The organism is Arthrobacter sp. Hiyo1 (assembly GCF_001263615.2).
GTDB lineage: Bacteria > Actinomycetota > Actinomycetes > Actinomycetales > Micrococcaceae > Arthrobacter.
Genome location: NZ_DF952478.1, coordinates 130255 through 132376, shown reverse-complemented (window position 1 = coordinate 132376; position 2122 = coordinate 130255). Strand labels below are relative to the sequence as shown.

6 protein-coding genes are annotated in these 2122 nt (G+C 61.8%); 4 read left to right on the top strand and 2 right to left on the bottom strand.

Annotated elements, in window-relative coordinates; translation table 11 throughout:
- The 4 genes from AHiyo1_RS25850 to AHiyo1_RS23035 all read left to right on the top strand — a co-directional run.
- Positions 1 to 310 (top strand): hypothetical protein (locus AHiyo1_RS25850; protein WP_216363315.1); only part of this gene is annotated, 310 nt, incomplete at its 5' end.
- A gap of 5 nt (positions 311 to 315) precedes the next feature.
- Positions 316 to 462, top strand: coding sequence for a hypothetical protein (locus AHiyo1_RS25215; protein ID WP_172465729.1), 147 nt, complete (start codon positions 316 to 318; stop codon positions 460 to 462).
- An 8-nt stretch (positions 463 to 470) separates the two neighbouring features.
- Positions 471 to 662, top strand: a complete 192-nt coding sequence (locus tag AHiyo1_RS23040) for a hypothetical protein (RefSeq protein ID WP_148667739.1) — start codon at positions 471 to 473, stop codon at positions 660 to 662.
- A gap of 167 nt (positions 663 to 829) precedes the next feature.
- Positions 830 to 1204, top strand: a complete 375-nt coding sequence (locus tag AHiyo1_RS23035; protein ID WP_216363314.1) for an HU family DNA-binding protein — start codon at positions 830 to 832, stop codon at positions 1202 to 1204.
- A gap of 79 nt (positions 1205 to 1283) precedes the next feature.
- Here the strand turns inward: AHiyo1_RS23035 and AHiyo1_RS23030 are convergent, their stop codons facing one another.
- The gene (locus AHiyo1_RS23030; RefSeq protein ID WP_059390152.1) at positions 1284 to 1559 is read right to left on the bottom strand and encodes a hypothetical protein; all 276 of its coding nucleotides are present in this window, start codon (positions 1557 to 1559) and stop codon (positions 1284 to 1286) included.
- 155 nt (positions 1560 to 1714) lie between these two features.
- Positions 1715 to 2122 (bottom strand): hypothetical protein (locus AHiyo1_RS25210; RefSeq protein ID WP_172465728.1); only part of this gene is annotated, 408 nt, incomplete at its 5' end.

Sequence of the window (2122 nt, the reverse complement as noted above, 5' to 3'; positions counted from 1 at the left end):
CCGAGGCGGTGCAGGAGCGGCACGAAAAGGACGAGCGTATCTCGGACGCGATTGCGCAGGCCACGAACGAGCAGGTTGCACGGGGCTCCCGGCAACAGGTGCAGTCGCGCAGGGATTCGGCCATGCGTCTCTGGATGCCCAGGCAGCATGGGCAGGGCAGCACGCAGCCCTTGAAGGATCGACGTCGGCGCGCGATGCTGTGCTGTCGGTGAAGGCCCGCCATCAGGCTGCAGCAAAGGCCCGTGAATACGAGCCGTCGATCCCGATCGAGCAGCCTGCCGAGAACAACAGTTACGAGAAGGAAGGCTGAGCACTATGAGCAGTCAGCAGCAGAAGGGTGGACTCCCTCGGGAGTCCCAGGTCGCCGGTGGCTTCGGCTTCGTGACGGTCGAGGACCGTCAGAAGTGGGAGCAGGCCCGGCAGCTCCAGCACCGGCCGGAGTCGGCAGCGAAGGCTTCGTGAAGGGGTTCATGTCGGGGGTCACGGAATATCGGAGCAAGCTCAACGACGCCCGCCTTCGGGCCGAGCAACAGCAGGCGGTCAAAGAGGAACACGAGGCGACGTCGGCAAAGACCATCCGGCGGACGATCAAGGACGCCGAGACGGTCGACATCGAGCAGCGCGACCTGCGGGACCAGCTGGACCCGGGCTTCGAGTTCTGAGCCAGGTTCCGGCATCCGTTGAATGACCTCTCGAATCATGAATTAGACGATTCGAGAGGTCATTCGGATAGACTGGTTTACAAGGCGAAGAGAGAGGTTTCGAGGAACATTGTGCGGCAAGGGACTCGAAACGAGACAGGATAGAGAGTAGGGCAGGACGTATGGGCATGGCGATGACCGAGGAACAGCAGCGCATCTCGAAACGGGAGTTCATTGCCCGCGTGGCGGCGCGTAGTGGGTGGCCGATCAAGACGGTGAGCTCGATCTACGAGGGAATCTTCGGCGAGCTGACCGAAGCGGTCTCGCAGGGCGAGACGGTCGTGCTGACGCGATTCGGCCGCTTCTACCGACAGGCACACAAGGGGCACAAGGTTCGCTTCGGCAAGCAGGACATCGACGACTATTCGGTGCTGAAGTTCTCCGCCTCACCCAGCGTGAACCGCCATCTCGACGGTGAGGACGTCGATGACGAGCTGATCATGGACGACGAACTGGAGGAGTCGGACTCTCCGCGAGATGAACGACAGCTCGTCGGAGTGTGACGATCTGGGCGGAGCAGAAAAAGAGATCCCCGAGTGCATCTGCACTCGGGGATCTTTGTGTGTTCGGACGAAGGGCTGGTCAGTCGTCGGAGATGACCATGATCAGGATGAAGATGAGCACCAGCGGCCCGAGCACGATGGCGGCCGTCGCGATGATGTGATCGATCCCCCAGGGTGACTGCAGCCAGGTCGTGAATTCAGTCCACAGGCGGGTGACGGTGGTGGTGATCCAGGTGAAGAAGCCGGTCGCCCAGCCAACGAACGTGCCAACGCTGACGCCGCCGATGATGCAGAGCGCGACGATCCGGCGCGTGGTATTCACGGCGGCGACTCCGCGGCGAATGGTGTGAAACATGAGAACTCCTTGTCTGCCCGGGATCCGAATCAGGCTCATTATCTATTGAATCGTCTTTTCGACTAGTCTACGAGAGAGGCTGATAGATGAACAGAAAGCCCCGACTCGACCATATGAATGGTCGAGTCGGGGCTCTGCGTTGCGGGGATGGTCTGTCACGGCAGGTTGCGCACGACTTCGACTGTGAGCGGGACGATCTCGTCGAAAGGGTCGTCCGCGTGCTGTGCAGCGAGGTGTTCGCGCCAGAGCTTCGTCGTGAACGCGATCGAATAGCAGGCGAACAGGAAGTGGATGTCGTACTCGCGCAGATCCCATTCCCAGGTGTCGGAGCCGACGAGCTCCTCGTTTTCCTGCAGCCATTTGTGCGCCTCTGACTCACTGTCGGCGTGCCAGCGTGCGGCGTCGAGGATCTCCTGGCGGCGCGCGACCGGAGACTGCTGGTCGATGTCGGTGTCGCCGAGCTCGTACCAGTCGAACTCCTCGATCAGCTCGTCGAACTGCTCGTCCGTGATGCCGTCGGTGCTCCACAGCTGGCGGCTGGCCGCCGAGGCGGCGTCACGGTC